Raw genomic sequence first — 640 nt, forward strand, 5'->3', positions numbered from 1 at the left:
GGGGACGTTCGCCACGTGGCAGGGGTTGGGGCAAAAAAACCGCCCCAACCCTTGCTAATAGCGTTTTTGGGTGTGCTAGCGTCAAGGGGGATCCAAAAAGATTTATAAAGACGATAAAGCTGTCTTTACAAATCTTTTCGGACGTCCTCCCCTTGACTTGTATTTAAATTACTTAAATTTAACTAAATATTATTTAAATAACCCATACCAGCAAAGATTATTACATATATTATAGATGCTAAGATAACAATACCCACCGATTTTAAAAAGGTACTAAATGCTTTTTTCATGCCGCCCACTTCGTAAGAACGGCCAACAAAAAAAGCTGTTATTACCCAAAAAATTGGAATGTATGCGTAATTCATCAATTGACCTTTCCGCCTTGATTCGTCAAGGCTTTATCGTTGTAACCGTCATACATCAAATTCTGCGGACTCTTGCCCCCCATTGTCAATACTTGCTGAGTTTCGGGCTGTTCCGCTGGTGCTGCCGTTACCGCCGTTTCGGGCTGTTTTGTCTTGTAGGGGTTAAAGGGCAGGCCGTCATTTACATATTGGACACAGGTTTTTTTGCTGATCTCTTTTATTTTTGTGCCTTGATCGGTGTAACAGTTACAGCCTTTTTCGGATTTGATGCAGGC

At 41.7% G+C, this 640-nt stretch carries 1 protein-coding gene and 1 pseudogene; both read right to left on the reverse strand.

The genetic code is table 11. The features are described from left to right. Positions 1-182 precede the first annotated feature (182 nt). Complete coding sequence (locus HMPREF2711_RS10495; protein ID WP_003681085.1) at positions 183-365, reverse strand: hypothetical protein; 183 nt, start codon at positions 363-365, stop codon at positions 183-185. After that, a pseudogene (locus tag HMPREF2711_RS10500) lies at positions 365-640 on the reverse strand (zonular occludens toxin family protein); the annotation flags it as partial. The pseudogene HMPREF2711_RS10500 and the gene HMPREF2711_RS10495, both read right to left, overlap by 1 nt.

The organism is Neisseria sp. HMSC070A01 (genome assembly GCF_001810165.1).
Lineage (GTDB): Bacteria > Pseudomonadota > Gammaproteobacteria > Burkholderiales > Neisseriaceae > Neisseria.